Origin of the sequence: Microbacterium pumilum (genome assembly GCF_039530225.1) — a bacterium.
GTDB classification, from domain to species: Bacteria; Actinomycetota; Actinomycetes; order Actinomycetales; family Microbacteriaceae; genus Microbacterium; species Microbacterium pumilum.
Genome location: NZ_BAAAOH010000001.1, coordinates 1361934 through 1383333, shown reverse-complemented (window position 1 = coordinate 1383333; position 21400 = coordinate 1361934). Strand labels below are relative to the sequence as shown.

The 21400-nt window shown below is 68.9% G+C and carries 12 protein-coding genes; 4 read left to right on the top strand and 8 right to left on the bottom strand.

The window, feature by feature from the left end; all coding sequences use genetic code 11:
• Positions 1-40: 40 nt before the first annotated feature.
• Positions 41-1354, bottom strand: a complete 1314-nt coding sequence (locus tag ABD188_RS06090; RefSeq protein WP_344059529.1) for a glycoside hydrolase family 27 protein — start codon at positions 1352-1354, stop codon at positions 41-43.
• Positions 1355-1366: 12 nt separating this feature from the next.
• Positions 1367-1807, bottom strand: coding sequence for a VOC family protein (locus ABD188_RS06085; RefSeq protein WP_344059527.1), 441 nt, complete (start codon positions 1805-1807; stop codon positions 1367-1369).
• 161 nt (positions 1808-1968) lie between these two features.
• Between ABD188_RS06085 and ABD188_RS06080 the strand changes: the two genes are divergently transcribed.
• Positions 1969-2364, top strand: a complete 396-nt coding sequence (locus ABD188_RS06080) for a VOC family protein (RefSeq protein ID WP_344059525.1) — start codon at positions 1969-1971, stop codon at positions 2362-2364.
• Positions 2365-2379: 15 nt separating this feature from the next.
• Here the strand turns inward: ABD188_RS06080 and ABD188_RS06075 are convergent, their stop codons facing one another.
• From ABD188_RS06075 to ABD188_RS06065, 3 genes are read right to left on the bottom strand one after another with little or no spacing between them, the layout of a single operon-like run.
• Complete coding sequence (locus ABD188_RS06075; protein WP_344059523.1) at positions 2380-2769, bottom strand: MmcQ/YjbR family DNA-binding protein; 390 nt, start codon at positions 2767-2769, stop codon at positions 2380-2382.
• 59 nt (positions 2770-2828) lie between these two features.
• A complete protein-coding gene (locus ABD188_RS06070) occupies positions 2829-3491 on the bottom strand; it encodes a hypothetical protein (RefSeq protein WP_344059521.1) in 663 nt (220 codons plus the stop codon).
• Between the two features lie 13 nt (positions 3492-3504).
• On the bottom strand, positions 3505-5916 hold the full coding sequence (locus ABD188_RS06065) for a hypothetical protein (protein ID WP_344059519.1): 2412 nt from the start codon (positions 5914-5916) through the stop codon (positions 3505-3507).
• A gap of 146 nt (positions 5917-6062) precedes the next feature.
• Between ABD188_RS06065 and ABD188_RS06060 the strand changes: the two genes are divergently transcribed.
• Complete coding sequence (locus ABD188_RS06060; RefSeq protein WP_344059517.1) at positions 6063-6689, top strand: GNAT family N-acetyltransferase; 627 nt, start codon at positions 6063-6065, stop codon at positions 6687-6689.
• Between the two features lie 19 nt (positions 6690-6708).
• Here ABD188_RS06060 and ABD188_RS06055 read toward each other — a convergent pair whose 3' ends face one another.
• Positions 6709-8694 (bottom strand): DUF2264 domain-containing protein, encoded by a 1986-nt coding sequence (locus ABD188_RS06055; RefSeq protein WP_344059515.1) that lies wholly within the window; start codon positions 8692-8694, stop codon positions 6709-6711.
• Between the two features lie 131 nt (positions 8695-8825).
• On the opposite strand from ABD188_RS06055, the gene ABD188_RS06050 reads away from it, so the two are divergent.
• Positions 8826-10787, top strand: a complete 1962-nt coding sequence (locus ABD188_RS06050; RefSeq protein WP_344059513.1) for a heparinase II/III domain-containing protein — start codon at positions 8826-8828, stop codon at positions 10785-10787.
• Positions 10788-10903: 116 nt separating this feature from the next.
• A complete protein-coding gene (locus ABD188_RS06045) occupies positions 10904-11515 on the top strand; it encodes a glyoxalase (RefSeq protein WP_344059511.1) in 612 nt (203 codons plus the stop codon).
• Between the two features lie 12 nt (positions 11516-11527).
• On the opposite strand, the gene ABD188_RS06040 is transcribed toward ABD188_RS06045, so the two are convergent.
• Together ABD188_RS06040 and ABD188_RS06035 are read right to left on the bottom strand one after the other, a co-directional pair.
• Complete coding sequence (locus tag ABD188_RS06040; protein ID WP_344059509.1) at positions 11528-14821, bottom strand: Tc toxin subunit A-related protein; 3294 nt, start codon at positions 14819-14821, stop codon at positions 11528-11530.
• Between the two features lie 10 nt (positions 14822-14831).
• A complete protein-coding gene (locus tag ABD188_RS06035; protein ID WP_344059507.1) occupies positions 14832-21389 on the bottom strand; it encodes a neuraminidase-like domain-containing protein in 6558 nt (2185 codons plus the stop codon).
• Between the last annotated feature and the right edge of the window lie 11 nt (positions 21390-21400).

The window sequence follows — 21400 nt, the reverse complement described above, 5'->3', positions numbered from 1 at the left end:
CTGGTCGTTGAGCGAGGGAGCGCAGCGACCGAGGATGCGGTCAGTCGCCCTCCTGCATGAGGAGCGCGCTCGCGTGCGGCTCGAGCACGACGCGCAAGGCAGTGGAGCCCGGTGCCACCCCGCGCGCGTCGTCGCTCTGCACCGCGACCGGCGCACGGTCGAAGGTCGCCCCGGTCCACAGGTCGCGCACTGGTGCGCCGCCGTCGAACCCGATCGCGGAAGCGTCCACCGCTGTGGCCAGCGGCTCATCGCCGAGGTTGATGACCGCCGCGTAGCGGGCGCCGCTGCGACCCTCGGCCGTCCACAGCACGAGTGGCTCTTCGCGGAGCACTTCACGACCGCCGATGGAGTCGCTCACGATGCGCGCGACGGCGGGCGATGCGAACAGCGCCATCGTCGCGGGGTCGGTCGTGGGCAGGTCGCCGCCGATCATCAGCGGCGAACGCGCCATGAGCCAGACGGTGAGCAGGGTGCGGCGCTGGGCGGGCGTGAGCGCGTCGTCGCGGGGAGCACCCCGTTCCGCGCGCAGTCCGAGCCGGCCGAGCGGCAGCATGTCGCCGTCGGGCCACGCTCCTTCGATGGCGTGCGGCGCCCACCTCCCGAGACGCGCAAGGTTCGCCACCACGGCGGACCAGTCATCCCAGAGGTCATCGCTCACCCGCCACATCGTGGCGTGCGCGCGCAGGTGGTCGAGGTGCGCCATCGACAGGTCCCGGCCGGGCGAGAGACTCAGCGCGAATCCGCGCGGCGAGCGCTCGACGGCCGCCGAGTACGCCTCGATGTCGGCGGTCTGGTACGGCCACAGCATGTCGTCGGTCTTGAGGAAGTCGACCCCCCACGACGCGTACAGGTCGATCGTGGAGTCGTAATAGGCCTGAGCCGCAGGGTGGGAATGGTCGAGGCCGAGCATGTCGGGGTTCCACTCGCACAGGTTGCGGGGATCCGCGACAACCGCCGCTGTCGCGTCCGCGCCGAGGATCGGGGTCCGCGCGGCCACGGCGCGACGCGGGATGCCGCGCATCGTGTGGATGCCGAACTTGAGTCCCAGGGCGTGGATGCGTTCGGCGAGTGGCGCGAAGCCGGCACCGCCGGCCGAGCTCGGGAAGCGCACGACGTCGGGGATGAGCCGTCCGTGATCGTCCATCGCGAGCGGCGCTTCGCCGTTGTAGCCGTGGGAGCGAGCGGTGGGGTCCGACCAGTCGATGTCGATCACCACCGTGTCCCAGCCCTGCGGCAGCAGCTCGCCCGCGAGGATCTCGGCATTGGCCAGCACCTCGGCCTCTGTCACGGTCGTGCCGTAGCAGTCCCAGCTGTTCCAGCCCATCGGGGGCGTGCGCGGTCGCAGCAATACCATCGGTTCCTCGCCTCAGCCGATCTGCTCGGCGAGCGCGACGATGATGCCGGCGGGGCCTCGGAGGTAGCAGAGTTTGTACACGCCCTCATAGTTCACCACGTCGCCGAGCAATTCGGCGCCGTGCGGCCGCAGTCGGGCGATGGTGTCGTCGATGTCGTCGACGGCGAACATGATGCGATGCAGGCCCAGCGTGTTGGGTGCCGGATTCGCCCACTCTCCGCCGAGCGCCTCAGGGTGCTGGTATGTGGTCAGCTCCAGCTGGCTGTGGCCGTCCGGAGTCCGCATCATCGCGATCTCGCTCCGCACCCCCTCGAGTCCGACGGTCCGGTCAGCCCACACGCCTTCGATCGGGGTGCTGTTCCCCGGCTCCATCCCGAGCGCGGTGAAGAACGCGATGGCTGCGCTCAGATCGGGCACGACGATGGCGACGTTGTCCATCCGCTGAATGGTCATGGGCATCCTTCGGCTCGGGCTGCGACATCTCGCGGTCGATGGATGTGGCATACCTCACGCGACGCTACCGTGCTGACGAGAACGGCACACCGGCTTTCGGACCTGACGTCCCGAGCAGATCCGACGCGGCGAGTGTCGATGGGATCAGACAGACTGGCGGGATGGCTGTCTTCGACCATCTCGGCATCACCATCGACGACCTCCCGCGCGCCATCGCCCAGTTCGATCCGGTGCTTCAGGCGTTGGGATTCGCCCGCGAAGACGCCGACGACTCGGTCGCGTGGTACCGCGAGGGCGAGCCGGAACTGATCCTCTTCCCCGCTCGCGAGGCGGACACCGGGCCCCACCGGCACGGACGTGTCGGCTGGCAGCACCTCGCCTTCGCCGTCGACTCGCGCGCGGAGGTGGATCAGCTGCACGCGCTCGCACTCGACGCAGGCTGGACGGCTGTCCGCGATCCGAAGCTGTACCCGCGGTTCAACGACCGGTATTACGCCTCTTTCGTCGAGGACGACAACGGCATCCGGCTCGAGTTCATGCACAATCCGCCGAAGTGACGGCTGTGCGCTGAGTCATCGAGCCAGGTCGTCGAACGCACGCCTCAGATACTGAGGCGCCTGAACGCGCCACGCCTCGGTCACGAGCTCCACGAGATGGTCCTGGTCGATGCCGGCCATGCGGAATGCGACCTTCGGCTCGCCCCACCCCGTCGTGCTGGGCAGGAACACCTCCGGCGCCATCTCGACGAGGGCGAGCGCGTCCAGGCGGTCTGCGACTTTCACCCCCACGACGAGCTCCGCCGCGATGATCTCACGCATCGCCTCGGGAATGCTCGGCCACGGGTGGCACTCCCACGCATAGAGCTTGCGGCGAACGAACCACGCGGCGCCGCCGGTCATCGTCTGCTCCTCGCTGCCGGGCAGCCCTGCCGCGATGCGACGCACGTCATCGAGGGTGGCCACGAAGCGAGCGTATGCGGAACCGCCGACAACGCGAATCGAGCGGGCGGCAGCGAACTCGATCAGCCCGGAGGCATCCTGGGCTCCCTCGGCTCCCGGGGTTCCTTCGGGGGCTTGGGGTCAAGCGGTTCCCTGGGCTGCCAGGGGTCCCTCGGCGTCCTCGGGTCCTTGGGATCCGCCGGCTCTCTCGGGTCCTTCGGGTCCTTCGGGTCCTTCGGGTCTCTCGGTTGATCCGGGTCGTTCGGGTCCTGAGGATCGTCCTTCGGCGGGTACCCGCGATACGGGTCCTCGGGGTCGCGATTCGCGCGCTTCCAGTACCGCCACCACACCTTCTCGGGCACGGTGAAGTCGAGCGGGGGTGCGACCGGGTGCAGCGGAGTGTGCGCGGGGTCGAGCGAGCGGGCGACGATGACGACGTCGTCATAGTCGTAGTCGCGCAGCGCCTCCTGGTTGTCGTCGATGCCGATCGTCACGGTGAGGCCGTCGGCAAGGGTGTACGCGGCACTGCGACGCAGGGCGCTGCGCTGCCACCCCGATCCCGCGTTGTCGTTCCACTCCGCGTGCAGCGTCCACCGCGCCCCCGACACGGGGCCGGGCCCGCCGCCTGGCGTTCCCGGATACGCGCCGTCTGACGCATCCGACCCTGTGATCACGATCTGCTGCGAGAACCAGGCGTCCTTGGTGAGAACCCGGACATCCCATGGTCCGTAGAAGATCTCGTCCATTGTCCCTCTCCTCTCAGACGACCGTCACGAAGACGTCTGACGACGCCTGCCGGGTGCGCCCGTTGACGGTGAGCGATGCGGTGATGGTGACGGTGTAGGTCCCGGATTCGACCGCGGTCACATCGAACATGCCCGACAGCGGCAGCGCCGGCCACGAAGCCACCACCCCCACGGGCGAGACCGCTCGGACCGACACGCTCGTGGCCGGCGGATTGCGCCGGCAGTCCCACTGGACCGGGAATGCGTCACCCCGAGCCACCGGTCCGGCTGCCGCACTCGCCGACGAGACGACCGGCGTCACGACCTCGAGTCCGGTCGTGCGGGTGAAAGCGTTGCTGAAGCCGTCTCGAGCACCGTTGTCGGTCAGTCGGCTCAACGCACGTCGCCAGCGCGTGAGCTTCTCTTTGGGGTCCCCCGCGGTGTCCCCGAACCGCGCCTCGATCTCGGCCATCGTCGACGGGTTGCGCTGGCCCCAGTGGAGGATTCCGCCGAAATTCGGGTCGAGTGCGAGCATGGCGGCGAAGTCGACCAGTTCGCGCACGCCCGTGACGTCGTTGAGGCCGGCGACTTCGATCACGCAGGTCCTCGAGAACTGCTCGGGGCCGATGAGCGCCGCGGTAGGTCCGGTGAAGCGCAGCGAGAAGTATCCGACGAACGCGCGCCCCAGTCGCTCTTGCGCCACCTCGAATGCGAGGAGAGCGTCGACGTAGGCCACGAGCATCGGGCTCGTCGCATCGAAGAAGACTTCGATCGAGTCGACGTTCACGTTGCAGCTCTGGTCGAAGTAGTCGTGCCCGTCCATGGCCGCGTAACTGATCGCCTCGACGTCGAGGTCGTTCTGCTGGCTCGAGAAGAGGCGCTCGCCGATCATCTGCCACACCAGGATGCCGGCAGCGCGCTCGTCGGGGTCGGACCGATTGATGAGCGTGTCCTTGAGGTCGTTGAGCGTGTTGCCGAGACGGGGGCCGAGTGCGGCCTCGAGCGCGGCGATGAACGCGAGCAGGAGGAGGAGGATCACGGCCAGCGCCGCGAGGAGTGCGAGCAGGGCGGCACCGCCGCCGATGGCGACGACGCCGGCGAGTGTTCCGCCGATCACGGCGCCATTGCTCGCGATGAAGTCCTCGACCTCCTGGGCGACGACGCGGAGGACGCCGACCACGAAGTCGGCATCCTGGCACGCCCGCTCGAGGAAGTTGGGCGGAGCACTGGCGCCGGGTCGCGCCGGATCCGGGGAGTACGTGTGGCTGTTGCCCGCCTTGTCGAAGCGGGGTCCGCCGATCCACGCATCGAACGCATCCACGATCGCTCCGACCCGTTCGTCGCGCCCTGCGGGCGAGCCGGTCACCGGGTTGAGCGCCATCGGCACGTTCCACCGCTTCGTCACGCCGACGAGGTTTCCCGTGGAGTCGTGGTTCGGCACGACGTTCACCGCGATCTGGAGGAACTTGCTGTCGAACGGCGGCGCTGCCGCATCGCTGGACCAGAGCGACGACGCAGGGTCGGCGATGAGGTCCTTCACAGCCGCCCACGTCGTCAGACGCCGCTCCTGGTGCAGCGTGTACTGGCGCACCACGCGCAGCACGACCGAATAGACGACCCCGAAGCGCCACGAGCCGATGAGCACAGCGTGGAAGACGTCGTCGTCGCGGATGATCTCGAAGTTCTCGGCACCCGACCCCGCCGCACCTTTGAAACGATCATCTCCGTAGACCCGACGGAGTCGCTCATCGTCGGTGAACCGTGCTCCGGTGACCCGCAGCGACTCCGGTTCGATCCAGTAATGGCGGCCGCCGTCGGTCACGAGGTGGAGGGCCACGACGGACTCGGCGATCGGGCCGATCCTGAAGTCGCCCCCGTGCGTGCCCGTCGTGAGCGCGCCGAAGACCGTTTGACCGCCCGCGCCGCCGAGGGTGCGGAACCCCCACGGGCCGAGGTACGAGGCATTGCCACGCTGGTCGCGCATCAGCACCGCGAGGCTGTCGGCGTTGGCGTCGTCGCCCTGGTCGAGCTCGGCGTAGGCCTGGTAGACCCGTTTGCCGGTCTCGATGTGCACGTAATACTCCCCGACATCCTCGCCGAAGGTCGTGGTCGAGTATTCGGGCTGGAACTCGTGCTCGAGACGGTCGAGCATCGCATCCGAGAGGCACCCGGGCACGACCTCGAACAGCGTGCGACCCATCGCAGGAAACGCGTTGTTCGGATCGTGGGTCTCGACGAAGGTCGAGTCGGCCACGGCACCGACCGACAGCGACCAATGGCTGCCGGCGGATGTCGCGCGCCCTCCGCCTGGCCGGTTCGCGCACAGCTCGATCACCTCCTCGAGCGAGGTCGGGTACAGGATGCGCGTCGTGGTCGACCTCGTCGGCGCCGCCGGGTCATCGTGCTTGCGACGCCAGACTGCGCCATTGACCTCCGTCACCGTCATCGCTACCCCCACGTGAGCACGGCCCGCTGCGCCGCTCGGCGCCGCGACGCGGATGCACCGGCGCCCGCGGGACCAGGTTCCTCTCCCCGTCGCGTGTGCGCAACGGCCAATCCCCGGGCGCGCGCGCGCCGTGGCAGGCTGGCCCCGTGACATCCGACGAACCGATCGGCGAGAGCCGCGGCATCCTGCTGCGGCATTTCACGGTCGATGACCTGGCGGACTACCGGATGTGGCTGCAGCCCGATCAGGAGTGGCACCGGTGGAACGGACCGTACGGTCCGCCGCGCGGGACCGCCGAGGTCGACGCCGGCATCGAGCGCCTGCGTGCACGGATCGAGGACGGGTCGCTGCGCGTCGCGCCGATCGAACGCGCGGTCGTCGCGGTGGCGGACGACCCACAGCGCCTCGTGGGCATGGTGTCGTGGCACTGGGAGGCCGAGGAGTCGGACTGGCGGCGCATGGGCGTCAGTGTGTTCGACCCGCACTTGCGCGGACACGGCACGGGCACCGAGGCGCTGCGGATCTGGACGGATTACCTCTTCGAGCACACGGGTGTCGTGCGCCTCGACTTCTCGACCTGGTCGGGCAACACCCGCATGCTCGGCGTCGGGCATCGGCTCGGGTTCGTCGAAGAGGCGCGGTTCCGGGAGGCCCGCGAAGTGCGCGGCGAGCGCTACGACTCGGTGGTGATGGGCGTCCTGCGTCGGGAGTGGCTGGCGCAGCGCGAGCAGTCGACGCTGAAAGCTGCGAAGGGGTCGGCTTCGGAGCAGTGACGGGCGAAGCCGGTGGATGTCACGCCGTCTCGCTTTCCCGAAGGTCGATGAGCCGACTGCGTGTCACCACTCCGTCCGGCCAGGTGACGACGGCGGTCAGTGACGGAAGGTCGAACGCGAGGTCGGCGGACAGAGCCCTCGCCACCACCGCAGGGTCGGCGGTGAGCTCGATGAGGGCAGAGACCCACTCGCCCGGTGCGACCGCGTAGTCCAGCACCGGCACAGACGATACGGCGCCCAGCGGGCTCGCGGCTGGACGCACCACGACCTCGGCCGAGGCAGCACCGCGCAGGGAGCGGATGCCGCTGCGCAGGCCGTCCACGGAGACTCCGGCGGTGGCAGCCGCCGTGTGCGCAAGCGGGGTGACCCCTGCCGCAAGCGGCCAGCCGCCGACGCGCAGGCGCACCGCGCCGCAATCGGGCCGCGGATCATCGAACCTCGCCAGGCGAAGCTCCCAGGGCCCGCGCACGATCGAATGCACCGTCAGGCGACCCGCCACGTTGACCCGGCCCTCCCAGCCCGATCCGTGATGGCGCTGCGTCGTGTCGGGGTCGATCCAGTGGGCGAGCCAGGTGGAGCCGGCGATCGCGATCCTGCCGCCGTCATCGTCCTGAATCCGGATGTCGGCGAGCTCCAGCGCCGCCCGGTGCGTGGCATGCCCACCGGCGTCGATGAGGGCGACCGACTGCTCGAGCGGCTGGTGCCACGCGGCATCGTCGAGCAGCGGGCTCGTCGCGGTCGAATAGCCGAGGCGCGCGTACAGCGGTGAGTCACCCACGAGAGTGCCGGCGGCGGCATGGTCGGTGCCGTGATTCACGACGCGCACGATGCCGTCTGCCGCGGTGCCCGACAGCGCCCACCCCGCGGCGCGCACGATCGCGAGTGTGTCGCCCACCTCCGCCGGCAGCGGCTCAGCCGCCGCGGCCCAGACCGGATGGTCGGCGGGCAGCGCGATGCCGATGAGGCCTTTCGCCGCCCAGTACGGCGAACCCGGGCCGGAGTAGGACTGAGCCAGCGCGCGCCATTCGTCGTGCCAGCCCATCGTCAGCAGTCCCTCCGCCGTGGGTACTCCGTGGTCGGCGAAATGGGTCACCACCTTGGTCGCGGCGTGGCGCAGCAGGCCCGGAGACACCGATGGAACCTCCGCGATCACCCCGACCCAGAACGGCGCTGCCGCGGCGAAGCGATAGATGAGGCTGCGTCCCTGGATGAGCGGTGAGCCGTCTGCGCCGACGAGGGCGACGGCGTCTTGGAGGAAGCGATCGAGGCGGGCGACATCCGTGGCCGTCCGGCCGCCCGCGAGATCGGCGGCTCCCCGCATCCGCGCCCACAGCACGGGGTAGAGGTGCAGCGCCCAGCCCACGTAGTGGTCATACGAGCGCTCAGGTCCGTCCGACAGCCAGCCGTCGGCACGGACGAACGAGTCGTGGAGCGCAAGATCGGCTGCGATGTCCGCGGGCGACCACGGGCCCCCGACCGAGCGGAGGAAGGTCTGGACGACCAGCCGGAACCACAGCCAGTTCGTGCGCGGATACGTGTCGTCGCCGACCGCGGGGGCGAGATAGTCGATGACGCGCCGCTGGGTGAGCGTGTCGAGCTTGTCCCAGAGCCAGGGCCGGGTCATGTCGAGGATCAGGGCGATGGATGCCGCCTCCACCTTGGCCTGGGCGTGCTCGTCGAGGCGCACCCAGCGGTCAGGGGCGTCGGGGTCGACGCCCGTTGCGATGCCTTCCGCATAGAACTGGATGAGGTCATCGACGCCGGCCCCTCGCTCTCCCGCAATGCGGAAGCCGGCGAGGAGGAACGTACGTGCGAAACCTTCGAGACCATCGACGGCTCGTCCGTATCCGCCTTCGGCACCGGGAAAGAGGACCTGTCCGTGACCGGGTGAGGCGAACCGAGCCGCCGTGTCGAGCAGCCCGTCGGCGTAAGCCAGCCACTCCTCACGGGTCCAGTCCGTGGCGACGTTGCCGCCCGACGGCTGACGTGATCGCTCGGGGGTCACACCTTCTCCTTGCCGTGGAACGGCCGCTGCCGGCGCCTGGCAGGTTAGCAATCTCCCTCGTCCCCAGGCAAACTTCTGTTCCGCTTATGCTCGTCTGTGATCGGTTTGATCGACGCGACGGACGAGGCGACATGCTCGAGGATCAGCCGGCTGCGTTCGCCGGGCCGCTGACCGCCGTCTTCGAACGTCAGACAGGTGCCTCGGCGGGGTTGCTGACGGAGGCGCTGGAAGGCCTCCTTGTCGCGCCGGACCGCGCACTGCCCCTTCCGCCGGCCTCCGACCGCTCGGTGTGGGATCTCGGCACGGGACGCGCCGACAGTGTGACGATGGCCGACCTGCTCCGCCGCGCGACGGCCGATCTCGGCACACCGTGGCCACTCCCGCTCGCGAGCGCAGCTGCACGTGTGCACACCGACGGGGATCGCGTCGAGTGGGAGAGCGCCGCGTTCAACCGCCAGTACCGTCTGAACCGTGCCGTGGTGGCGGCCGCCGCCACGGACGAGAAGCGCTGGATCGACGAGGTCGCCGACGGCGTCGTGCTGCTGTGCGAGCAGAGTTCGTGGTGCTGGCCCGCGCACGACGACACCCGCCGGCGTCATGGCGCGGTCCTCGCGACGGTCACCGACCCGTACCTCGATCTGGGCGCCGGCGATGTCGCCGGTGAACTCGCGTGGATCGACCACCTGCTCGGCGCCGCCCTCGACACGCACTACCCCGGACTCCGGGGACGCATCCGCCACGAAGCCCGCACCAGAGTGCTCGAGCCCTTCGTCCGGCGCCGCGACTGGCATTGGATCGGCCTCGACGGTGACGTGCACAACTGGAACCCGTGGATCCACGGCAACGTCCTCGTCGCGGCGCTCCGCCTGCTCGACGGTCCGGATGACGGGGCCGAGCGTCTTCGCGTCATCAGCCTCGCCATCGAGGGCATCGACCGGTACGTGGCCTCGCTGCCGGCGGATGGCGCGATCGACGAGGGCTACTCGTACTGGTGGAACGGTGCGTGCCGTGCGCTCGAGGCTCTCGACATCCTGACCCATGCGACGGATGGCGCGCTCGACCCGGTCGGCGAGATCCCGGCACTGCGCGAGACCGTCGCCTTTCCCCATCGCATGCACCTCGGCGGCGACTGGTACGTCAACGTCGCCGACGGTCAGGCGCGGCCACCCGTCGACCAGCCGTGGCACGCGCTCCACCGCGCAGCCCGTCGCGCGGGCGACCAGGACGCGGAAGCCCACGCCGCGGCGCACCGTCGGCCCGATGTGCCGGGGACCACGGAGCACGCCGGTCTTGGACGGCTGCTGCAGGGGATCACGGATGAGGCATGGCTCGCCGCTGAGAACTCCCCGTCGCCGCTCCCCCGCGACGTGTGGCTGCCGTCCGTGCAGGTCATCATCGCGCGGGAGCGAGGCGGCTCGGCCAGTGGCGTCACCGTCGCCGCCAAGGGCGGCCACAACGGCGAGCACCACAATCACAACGACGTCGGCTCGTTCGTGGTGGCCAGCGACGGAGTGCCGGTCATCGTCGACGCCGGTCGCCCGACCTACACCGCCGCCACCTTCGGCCCGGACCGCTACCTGATCTGGACGATGCAGAGCTCGTGGCACAACGTGCCGGAGCTGCGGGAGTCCGCGCAGGGCGCCGGTGCGGCGTTCCGCGCGACCGACGTCACGGCGAGCGTCGCAGACGATGCCAGCGGGCTCTCGCTGGACCTCGCCGCGGCCTACCCTGACGTCGGCGTCCGCAGCTGGCGTCGTTCCGTGACGCTTCACCGCGACAGCGAATGCGCGCGGGTCGTGATCGATGACTCGTGGGGGTACGAACCAGACGACACCGAACGCACGACGACGGTTCGCCTGCTCGTGGCGGGCGCCGTCGAATCCCTCCAGGACGGGCTGCGCGTCACCCCCCTCGGTGACGCACGACCCGTGCGGGTCGCCTGGGACTCCGGCATCCGCGCTGCCACCGTGGTCCGCGACCTCGACGATCCGATGCTCTCGGACGTGTGGGGCCCAACCCTCACCCGCATCGAACTCGATGTCACAGCCCGTGATCGCGTGGTTGTGACTGTCGAGCAGAACCCCGACGAGTAACGCCGTAGACCGGCTCCGCACCGAGCCTCGACGCTGCTCGCGCACAGTCGGCCGGGCCCACGCGATCGAGCAGGATCCGAGAAGCGACGGATGCTGCGGCTTTCTAGCCTGGACCCATGGCAACCATTGACTTCGTGACCATCGGGGTGGCCGACACCACGGCCGCCGAACAGTTCTACGCCGCCGCTTTCGGGCTCGGAGATCGGGTTCGGGTGGCACCGGGCGACGAGCCGGCGACGGGCTTCCGCGGCTTCACGCTTTCGCTCGTCGTGTCGCAGCCGTCGACCGTCGACGGCTTCCTGAGCATCGCACTCGCCGCCGGCGCCACCTCGCTGAAGCCCGGCGCGAAGTCGCTCTGGGGCTACGGCGGTGTCGTGCAGGCGCCGGACGGAGCCGTGTGGACGATCGCGTCATCCTCGAAGAAGGACACCGGGCCGGCCACTCGCGAGATCGACGAGTTCGTGCTCCAGCTCGGCGTCGAGGATGTCGACGAGAGCAAGCAGTTCTACGTCGACCACGGCGTCCCGGTGGCGAAGGCCTACGGGCGCAAGTACGTCCAGCTGGGGGATCCATCGAGTCCGGTCACGCTGGCGCTCTATCAGCGACGCGGGCTCGCCAAAGTCGCCGGTCTGCCCGCCGAGGGGACCGGCTCGCACCGGATCGTGATGACCGGGGATGCAGGGGGCTTCACCGATCCCGACGGTTTCGAATGGGCCACCGAGGCCTGAGAAGGGAGGGCATCACGAGGACGCCGAGTATGACACCGACATGTGCACCGTCGCGCCTGCGAGGGCGTGCTTCTTGAGGAATGCGAACACCGGCGAGGCCGAGGTGATGTCGAGCTGCCAGCCATTGTCGGCATCACCGGCAAGCGTCACGACCGACGGCGCAAGCGTCAGCTTTCCCTTGGCGAAGTCGATGACCGAGAACGTCGCGACGAGCGCGTCATCCATCCCCGTGCGCTCCACCCAGTACGGGAACATGTCCGTCAGCACGGCGGCCTGCAGCCGGCGTGTGGCGTCCGACGGTGCCGAGGCGAACGCCTGCCACGCGGCGCTGAAGTCGTGGTTGAGCGTGAACAGCTGAACCAGGTTCTCGGGGTCGGCGAGCACTTCGTCGGTGAGGAATGCGATGGCCGGTTCGGCGAGCTGACCAGCGGTGCGCGCCGTGTACCGAAGGTGCAGGACGACATCCGAGATCGTCTCGACGTCGAACTGCGGCAGAGCGATCGGCAGTTCCAGCCGCCAGGTGCTGATCGCGCCGGCGCCCTCGAACGGCAGGTAACGGTCGTCGCTCAGGTTCGTCTCGAACAGGCCGCTGTCGTTCTGCGCGGTGCTCGTCACGACCTGCTGGATCGCTCCCGCGAAGTCCCGGAATCGCGTGTCGTCGCCGTCGGCGTTTCGTGCGTACTGGTCGCCGGCTTCGGGCGAAGTCCGCACGCTCGAGCGCAGCAGCGAGAGGGCGCAGTGGATGCCGGTGTAGGGGCCGGTCACGGCGGGGATCGTCACGGCAACGGTCTTGAGGCGCCGCATGTAGACACCAGGCGAGTCCATGTCGAAGAGCCACTCCGGCACCTCGACCTCGCAGGAGCCGGTCGCCTTGAGCCGCAGCAGAGCGAGCGGGTCGAGCCGTGCGAGAGACACGTGCTTCGTGAGCTCCAGTTCGCGCTTGTTCGCCTCGAGGTAGCTGATCTCGAGGCGCTTGAGATCGAGCGCGAGTGCCTCACCGGCCAGAAGCCCGCGACGGGCGTCGTTCCAGTAGCCGAACTTGATGACGTCCTGGCTGTCGAACTCCGGGCGCATGACCTCGCGCTTGAGGGTGACCTCGGCCCGCTTGGCGACGTCGAACGCGAGCTTGTAGCAGTCGTAGTAGATCTGCGAGAGCTCACCCTGCATCCACGTGTAGAGGTCTTCGTTCGTGAACTTGGCGCGGAGGAACTCGTCGGTGGCGGTCGACTGCTCCACCTGGGCGACGTGGTTGTCGTACTCCTTCTTGGCGATCTGCTCCCGCAGGAGCGCGGTGATGATCTGCCGCCCGTACTGCTCCAGCTCGCTGGTCGCGAGGTTGGCCTGGAACACGTAGTCCTCGGCGCGCCGGTAGTAGCCCGCCATCTTCGACGCCCGCTCCGCAGAGCCCTTGAACGCGTCCGAGATCATCTTCGCGCCGTCGGAGCCGTACTTCGCCGCCTTGGAGAGCTGCTCGCCGCCGAAGGTCGCCGCGCCGCCGACGCCGAGCGGGGTGCCGTGCACGGCGAACTGGGGGATGAGCCCGAGGATCGGGGCCGCGATGCTCAGGATGGTGGCGGCTGTGCTGAAAGCATCGGATGTCGGCAGGAAGATGTTCAGCTCGGCGTTCTCGTTCTTGTTGAGCGGCAGGGTCTCGCCGAGCTTTCCTCCGACCAGATTCACGACCTGCTCGCCGGCGAACTCCATCAGCCCGCCGACCGACGTCTCTTTGCGATACGCCTCGCGCGGCAGTCCGCCCGCGTACGCCGTGACGAGGCTCTGGTACGCGGCCTCGAACGTCTCCTCGGTGAGCGCATCGCGGATGAGGTCGACGGCCTTGAGACCATCGATCGCGCCGTCGTCCACGCCGAGGATCTTCTTGAAGTGGCGGTATCTCTCCCACACCGTGACGCGGCTCGCGAGGAGCGCGGCGGTCGCCTCCTCTGCTTCCTTCCATTGCAGGAATCGCACGTCCCGCGTCAGGGTGAGGATGTTGAGTTCGAACTCGGACCGCAGCAGGCCGATGTGCTCGGCATCCCCCTTCTCGATCGCCTGCAGCACGGCTGCGCCGAGCGACATCAGCTCCGCGCACAGCTCCTGTGCCTTCTGCAGCAGGAGCGGTCCGCGAACGCTCGACACCGGCTGGTTGAGGATGCTGACGATGCTCGAGATGTCGAGCCCCGCCGCGACCGCCTTCACGAGCGCGCCAGGGTCGATCGGAGGATCGAACAGCGCGAGCTGGCGGACGACGCCCTCGATGTTCATGCAGTGCCGGATCTTGAACAGCCGGTCGGCCACGGTGTTCCAGTACGCCAGCAGCTGGTCGTTCTGCGGGATGCAGAAATAGAGCGTTCGCCCGATGCCGAACACGGCGCCATCGGCCCCGCTCGCGGTCGCGTCGCCGCCCGCCGTCGTCGAAGACGCGAACGGGAATTGGTTCTCGAGTTCGATCAGCGCGTTGCCGAACTTGTCGATGCCCGCGGCCCTGAGCTGGGCGTACGTCTTGCTGACCGGCTTGTGCAGCTGCGGGATGCGCTGCGGCTTGGGTCCGAGCAGGTTCGCCGCCATGACGTAGATCTGCGTTGCCTCGTTCAGGGTCTCCATGGTGTCCTGGCGGAACAGATGGTCGCCCCACGCGATGAGATTGTCGAGGTACTTCATGACGACGCCGTACTGGTAGGCGAGATAGCGACCGCGCGCGATCACGTGCGGCTGGAAGGGCTTGTCTCGCCAGGCCTGGATCGCCTTCTCGGTGCGGCGCTTGAGCTCGCTGTCGCCGGTCTTCGACAGCTCGGTGAGGATCTCGGTCAGGAACTCCGGGTCCGTCTCCTGGCGGAACCGCAGGAACTTCCAGAACCGCTGCGGCGGGTCGACCGACGTGTCGGTGCTCGTCGGGTCGAAGACGTAGTGGAACCAGCGCTGCGCCTCTTCGAATCGCTGGTTCTTCGACAGGTGCACAGCGATCAGCACAGGCGCGTGGAAGAACAGCTCCCAGTTGTAGATCGCGTAGGGGCCGTCGTCCGACACGTCGATCACGTCCTCCGGGAACGCGCCCGTGAACGCCGAACCGGGCGTGTACAGCCCCGGCGTCAGCGGCGTCACGAGGCCCGCCTGCCAGGTCGCGTCGAGCAGCGCCGGGAGTCCGTCGGTGTTGAGCTTGCGGATGAGCTCCTCGGACCACGGGTGGTAGTGCGGAGTGACGCCGTAGCGGACGCGTCGCCGCTGTCGCCCCTCCGCGAGCCACACCAGGTCGCCGTGCTTCGTCTGGAAATCCGTGATCGTCTCGTGGAAGTTCGTCACCTTGGCCATCGCACTCACCTCACACGTTCCGCTGCTGCTTGAGACCCGCGGCGCCACCGGCGTCGAAGGTGGTTCCGCCGAACACGAAGACGGTGTTGCCGGGAATCCGCAGCCCCCACGTCGGGTCGATCACCGGGTCGCCGGGCTTCGGGATCTTCGGCTTCACCGGTTCCTCGTAGAGGTGCGGCAGGTCGAGCATGCCGGCGTCGATCACGAGGTCGTCGACGTAGTAGTGACGCGTCCCCTCGCGGTACAGCTGCTCGTCTCCCGTGACGAAGAACAGGCTGCGCTCGTCGGTGTAGAAGATCGGCATCTCCCAGGGGTTCCCCCCCTGCTGCACGAGCGGCCGCACCCGGAACCCGTCGACGAGGCTCGACGTCTTGGTGAGCACCGTCATGGGCACCGCGGTCTTCGGCTCGGATGGCTGCGCCACGCGGATCGTGAAGACCTTGTCGGGGTACACCCACTGGTTCGCGTCGACCTGGGGCACCGGCGTCCGGCCGAGTTCGAGCATCGAGGCGTTGTAGCCGAGGTAGACCCAGAACGGATCCTCGCCCCAGAGATTCGGCTGGGCGTTGGTGCTCGTGAAGGTCACGATGAAGTCGGTGAGCGCGGCACCGTCGCGATATCCGAGCCGGATCTCCAGGCGTTCGGCGAGGGGCGGCCCGCCGGGTGTCGACGGGGGTGTGTACGTCCGCGTCTCGCACCTCAGCAGCCGCGGGTCGAACGACGGCAGCGAGTACCACGTGAGCGACGTCGACGTCTCGGCCGACTTCGGCGACTGCCAGGTGCCGTGGTAGTACTCTCCGCGATGCAGGGTCACGGTCGCGTCCACCCTGGCGGCGAGCGACCATGCCTCAGCCGAGATGTCCTGCGGAGTCTTCCCAGAATCCCCCTGAGCCTGCACGAGCGTCGTCAGCCAGAAGACGAACAGTCGCTTCTTCCACACGACGGGCACGACGACATCCCCCTCGATGTTGAGCCCGATCTTCTCCCAGGGCGTCCAGTACCCGTACTCGTACCGGCGGTACCAGTGCTCACGTGTCGATCCGAGGGTGCGGCCGATGACGTGCAGGATGTCGTCATCCGTCGTCCCGGGCGTCTTCTCCTCCAGGTACGCTCCGGCGATCTCGAGGTGCGCGACGTCGTCGAGCTTGCGCAGATAGTGCAGGTACGCGGTCTCGGCGAGGTCCTGGGTGATGTCGGCCTTGAGCAGTTCGCTCTCCAGGTCGCGGAAGAAGGGCGACTTGCCGTCCCGCAGCTCGGGCTCGAGCCAGTTCTCGGGGTACAGGAAGACCTTGCGGTTCGCCTCCCACACCCGATACCGCCGCATCCACGACCAATGATCGGCGTTGATCGAGGAGGGCGACACCGAGGGCTCCAGGTTGAGCAGGCAGCGCTGCACGAACAGCTGAACGGTCGACAGCGCCAGCCGGATGCGGGATGTCTGCATGCAGGCGTCCATCTGCACATCGACGAGGAAGTATTCGTACAGCTGGTCCGCCGTCTCGATCTCGGCGGACGGCACGTCGTGATGAAGGATGTACGCGACCAGCGCGTCCCGTCGCGCGTTGCGCACGGAATCGCTCACGCTCTGCATCGACTCGCGCCACGCGGCGGCGTCCATGCGCTGCTTGAGTGTTGCCCGCAGGTCCCGCACGAGGGTTCCGTCAGGGGTGGCGACGGTCCAGGCGATGAGATCGGATGCCGGCTGCAGAGTCATGCCGACGAGGTCGAGCGCCGTCGCCACGCGACGGAGCCCGGCGAGGTCGCCGAGATCCGCGAGGGTCAGCCCGAACTCGGTGAGCACCGCGGACAGGTCGGCCTCCTGCCACTCCATGACTCCCGCGAGCACGAGCCGCCCCTGCGCATCCACTGCGTCGGGTGCACGGAGGATGCCGAGGAGGGTGTCCTGCTCCGGCTCGTGGTCCTTCTTCAGGCGCGTGAACCACAGCGCCCACGACAGCCGCCCCCACTCGGCTTCGACGTCTGCAGCCACGACGGTGCCGTCGGCCGGGAGCCCGTTCCACAGCCCGGCCGTCTGCGTGCGAACCGCACCGAGGTCGGCGACCTCGCCGGCCGTGAGCTCGAGCGCCTCCTGGAGCATCACAGCCTTCTGGACGCGAACGAACGAGCGCGCCGCCCGCGCGAACGCACCCGCGTCGTAAGCCCGCGACAGCGGCACGGCCGTCTTGGCGAGCGCGTTCGTGCGCCAGCGAAGCTCCGCCGACGCACCGGCAGGAAGGCCAGCCACAGTCAGCGACACGGTGACGAGCACGTTCGCCGTGAAGGACAGCGGGGCAAGGCTGCGCAGCTCTCCGTCGGCATCGGCCGCGGTGGTCGGGATCGCGGAGATGCCGTCGATGACAAGCGTGACCGATGTGCCCGCTGGTGCTGCCACATAGACCAGGAAATCGCCGGTCGCCGGCGGGTCCATGAAGAGCTCGTGCGTGCCGTCGGTGCCGAGAGCCGGCGGCGAGTCGAGCCCGGTCAGGTCGTCGAGGTAGCCGGCCGTCGGATCGGCATCGGCGTGCAGGACGTCCGGAGCCGAGGCGAGGGAGTCGAGCACCTCGACGTCGGCCTTCGTGACGGCGGCGAGCGTCGTGCGCAGGGCCGTGGCACGCAACGCAGTGCGCAGCTCGGGAAGGATGCCGGCGACCAGCGCTGCGGCCTGCGCGGCCGGATCGGAGATGGTCGCGAGCGTGTCGTACAGGGTCTTGAGCTCGGGGTAGTCCTCGTTCAGCGCAGCGAGGTCGTCTGCGGCGGCATCCTCCAGCGCTTGCAGCGCGGTGGAGAGGGCGGCTTGGAAGGCGGTCAGATCCGGCGCCGAGTCGATTTCCTCGACATCGGCGAGGGTGAGAGCCGCCGTCGCTCCCTGGAGCGCGGCGCGGGTCGCGGCGCTGAGCGGGCCCGTCGATGTGAGCGTGTTGTGGAACGGATCGATGCGCACGGCATCCGTGATCGCCGCCAGCGGCGTCGGCACGACCTCCTCCACTGTCATGAACGGAACGGCATATGTCGTGGTCCCCGCGATGAGCGCAAGGAACCTGTCGACCACGGCGGCGTCGTAGACGAGGCTCATCCGTGCTGCTGCCGCCGCGAGGTCGGCGGTCGGTGCCGCCACCGCGAGCTCGACGTCGACCGCCGTGAGCGCGTTGCGCACTGTCACCAGGGCGCGCTGCACCTCGACCGTCGTCGGTGCGAGCTTGCCTGTCGGGTCGGCATGCCGCAGCAGATAGTCGACGTCGGCGACCTTGAGCTTCGTGCCCTTCAGGAGCGCAACACCGTCGATCAGTCGCAGCAGCGATGGATCAGCGGATCCGAGGTCGTCGGCGAACGGGTCGATCCCGGTGAGCTCGAGCAGGTGCGTGAGGTCGACCGTGCCGAGCTTGACGAGCGGTGCGAGCCGCTCGTGCCGGACCGTGGGATCGAGCCCGGGTGCCAACAGCGCGAGCCACTGGTCCTGCTTCTTGGCCGACAGGCCGAGCGTCGCCGCGAGGCGCAGGAAGCCGGCGAGCCGATCGAGCAGTGCCGTCCAGGCGTCGTCGATGTTCGCGAGCGTGAGGGTCCCGGGGTCCACACCCAGGAACGCGGTGATCGCCGTGTCGGTGGCGTCGATGCTCCAGCCGAGCTTTTTCCAGAGCCGGATGAAGCGCAGCATCCGGTGGTATGCGATCTCGGTCAGCAGGTTCGCCGTCATGTCGGGCAGTGCGAAGCGCAGCTCGACCTTGCCGAAGTCGCACTCGTGCGAGTCGTCGTCGGGCGGCGTCATGTCGGTGAGCGTGATCGTGCTCATGATCAGGTCGCGGTTCGTGTCGAGCCACGCGAGGACATCGCCGCCGTAGGGCGCGGCGTCGAGGTCGTCGGGCAGGAGGTCCGTGAACTCGTCATCGGAGAGGGCGCCGTCGAAGCGCTGCTGGATCTGTCCCAGCGACACCTTCAGCGCTTCCAGCAGTGACACGAGGACGACGCCCGGGTTGACGAACGGCGAGCGCAGGATGTCGGCCAACTCGGTGTACGCGACATCCGTCAGTCGGCTGAAGGTCTTGGCATTCGCGACGATCGCGTTGAGCGCCGCGAGGGTGGTTGCGGCGGGCTCGCCGAACAGCTCCGGGAGCGGCCGGAACCCGAGGTCGGTGACGAGCGCGTATTCCTGCGCGTTGAGGCCGAGCCATTCGCGGCGCGCGTCCGCCGGGGTGCCGAACACGTCGAGCGCCGTCGCCAGCGAGGTGTCCCACACCTCGAAGAGCGTCCGCAGGTGCGCGAGCGGGGCATCGAACGGCAGCGGCGATGGATAGACCGCCGCCTTTGTGGCGTCGTATGCCGCGTCGACCACGTACTCGGGGTCTGCGAGCAGGTCCGCGGTCGCCGCATCCGGCCGCGTGTCGTGTCCCTCATACCCGGTGAGGGTTCCATTCACGACCCAGTGCTCGAGGATCTCGAGCACGAGGTCGACGTACGGCAGCGCGATGTTCGTGTTCTCGCACGACAGGCCGAGGTGCTGCAGGTCGGGGCGTCGCGCGAGGAGCACGTCGAGCGGGTTGTCGAGCACGTGCGGAACATCGCCCACGTCGATGAACTCGAGGAGCTCGACCAGGTACGCGGCCGGGCTCAGCACAGATCGGCAGTGGTCGCACGAGCAGTAGTCCATGCTGCCGAACAGATCCTCGAGCGTCGCCGAGGCGGCGACCTCGGGGGCGGGCGCGGGCGCCTTGTGGGTGAGCGATCCGGTGATGGCGTAGAGGTTCGGCGCGTTGCGGTACGCGAGGTACTGGGTCGCGATCGTCAGCGCGGTGGTGTGCACCTCCTGCGCCTTCGCGTAGGCGAGCCGTGCCTCCATGGTGCTCGGGAACTGGTCGCCGAAGGCGGCGACGAAGCCGTCGGGGGAGTACTTCATCACCTGGAGCGCCGAGTCGATGCCCGCCTTCGACAGTGCGACCATCGCGTCATCCGACGGGCTGATCTGGTACAGCCGCTCGACCTTGAGCGCCCCTTCGCGTGCCGGCGCACTCAAGTCTGTGAAGCCTTCCCACGTGCGCACCGGGGCGACGCCGATGGATGCCGTCTCGCCGCGCTTCACGAAGAACGCGGCGACCTCAGCCTTCGCCTCGGGCGCGACCGCAATGGAGTCATCGCGCACCAGGGCCGCGGTCACGCGCCCGGGGAACCGGGAGGCGACCTGGGCGGCGAGGCCGGCGGTGTACTGGTCGAGCGTGAGGCCCTCGGGCACGTCGTCGCCGACGATCTCCTTCCAGGCATCGGCGCGGTAGAAGCCGCGGTCGGCGAGCTCGGCGGCATCCTCGAGATTCGTCCGCTCGACGAGCCGACCGATGACCGGAGCGTTCTGACGGGTCAGCTCGCCGAGCGCGCCGTCGGTCTGCAGGCGGGTGATCGTCGACTCGGCGATCCCCCGGTCAGCGAGCCCCGTCCACAGCTTGTCGGGGTCGCCGTTCGTCGCGCGGAGCACGTCGACGAAGGTCTGCTGCTGGTCGGCGTCGAGCCGCAGGTCGAGCATGTCGCCCAGGCTCGACACCGTGCCGGTCGGGCGGAATGCGCGCAGCGCGTCTGCCGCGGCTGTGCGGTGCAGTTCGAGCGTGCGCTCGATGTCGTCGTCGGCGCCGATGACACCGTCCGCGATTGCCCGTTCGAGCGCTCCGGCCAGCGCATCGTCGCCGAGTCGATGGATCTGATCCAACTCGCCGGGGAGGCCCGCGCGCATCAGGGCGTAGTAGTGCGCGGCCGGAATCCGCGTCTGGCTGCTGAGACTGTCGGCCCGCGCCGCCATCGCGACACCACGGGCATCCCAGCCGGCGCGGCCGGCGAGGTAGCCGACACCGCGGGCGTCGACGTCACCGAGCGTGCGGTCCTGAAGGATGGGCCGCACCGTGCCGAGCAGTCGGGCGTACTCGGGATCGACGGGCACGTCTGCGCGCTCGACGACGAGGTCGACCGTCGCGTGCTGCGGCGCCGCGAAGCGGGTGTCGCTCGAGGCGAGGACCGCGCTATCCGGAAAGCGCACGCGCACCAGCAGGTCGGCGGCCGTCTTGCCCGAGATCGCGGATGCCCCGTAGGTGATGATGTAACGGCCGTCGGCGCCGCTGGGCGCGGAGCCGATGAGCACCTCGTCGGTGACCGACTCGTCGAAGGCTTCAACCTCGATCCCGACGACTGCGACACCTGCGGCATCCGTCACGACGCCCGTGACCGAGAAAGTCTCGTCGGCGCCGGTGGGCGGCTCGGGCTCCGGCTCCGGCTCCGGCTCGGGGGCGCGGACGATCAGCGACACCAGTTCGCCCGCCTCGCGTCCGTTCCACGTGGGGGCGCCCGACACGATCCATGCTTCCCGGTTCGGACCGGTGACCCGGAAGGTGACGTCCTGTGCGTTCTCGATGAGCAGCTTGAAGCGGCGCGGATCGACGTCGATGGAGAAGAAGCCGTCGGCGTTCGTCTGCGCCGTGCCGATGCTCGCCGTGCCACGTCTCGTCAGCGGCTCGAATGTCAGCGCCTCGACCGTCAACCCCTCGAGCGGCTTGCGGCTCCGTTGATCGAACACGCGCCCGTCGATGGTGTTCGCCATGTCACTGTCTC

Bases quoted from the DNA above. Each gene is read 5' to 3' on its own strand.
- ABD188_RS06050 (WP_344059513.1), top strand. From the start codon at position 8,826: ATGCTCGAGGATCAGCCGGCTGCGTTCGCCGGGCCGCTGACCGCCGTC.
- ABD188_RS06035 (WP_344059507.1), bottom strand. From the start codon at position 21,389: ATGGCGAACACCATCGACGGGCGCGTGTTCGATCAACGGAGCCGCAAG.
- ABD188_RS06090 (WP_344059529.1), bottom strand. From the start codon at position 1,354: ATGGTATTGCTGCGACCGCGCACGCCCCCGATGGGCTGGAACAGCTGG.
- ABD188_RS06080 (WP_344059525.1), top strand. From the start codon at position 1,969: ATGGCTGTCTTCGACCATCTCGGCATCACCATCGACGACCTCCCGCGC.
- ABD188_RS06070 (WP_344059521.1), bottom strand. From the start codon at position 3,491: ATGGACGAGATCTTCTACGGACCATGGGATGTCCGGGTTCTCACCAAG.
- ABD188_RS06045 (WP_344059511.1), top strand. From the start codon at position 10,904: ATGGCAACCATTGACTTCGTGACCATCGGGGTGGCCGACACCACGGCC.
- ABD188_RS06065 (WP_344059519.1), bottom strand. From the start codon at position 5,916: ATGACGGTGACGGAGGTCAATGGCGCAGTCTGGCGTCGCAAGCACGAT.
- ABD188_RS06040 (WP_344059509.1), bottom strand. From the start codon at position 14,821: ATGGCCAAGGTGACGAACTTCCACGAGACGATCACGGATTTCCAGACG.
- ABD188_RS06085 (WP_344059527.1), bottom strand. From the start codon at position 1,807: ATGACCATTCAGCGGATGGACAACGTCGCCATCGTCGTGCCCGATCTG.